This window comes from Pseudoalteromonas sp. RB2-MNA-CIBAN-0110 (genome assembly GCF_040309305.1).
Lineage (GTDB): Bacteria > Pseudomonadota > Gammaproteobacteria > Enterobacterales > Alteromonadaceae > Pseudoalteromonas > Pseudoalteromonas arctica.
Window position 1 is genome coordinate 1 of record NZ_JBEOOQ010000256.1, and the last position, 252, is coordinate 252.

The following is a 252-nucleotide window of genomic DNA, read 5'->3' on the forward strand; positions in this document are numbered from 1 at the left end:
TATCAATTTCGATTGCTGGGTTCACTTCGTTTGCGGTATCGCGAGTCTGATCGCCGCCCACGTCATTTGTCGGGCTAGAGTCAACAGCTAATGCTGCTTTCTTGGCTTTCGCTTTGGCAACCGCGGCAGCAATTTTAGCTTTTTTGTCATCGACAGGGCTTGTTGCAATGGTTGTATCTGTTTGGCTTGCTGAATTAACTTCGTTTGCGGTATCGCGAGTCTGATCGCCGCCCACGTCATTTGTCGGGCTAG

At 50.0% G+C, this 252-nt stretch carries 1 protein-coding gene; it reads right to left on the reverse strand.

All coding sequences use genetic code 11. From position 1 onward, the window contains the following. Nucleotides 1–252, reverse strand: a 252-nt coding sequence (locus tag AAEY68_RS21395) for a hypothetical protein (protein ID WP_350586864.1), incomplete at both ends; no start/stop codon positions are given.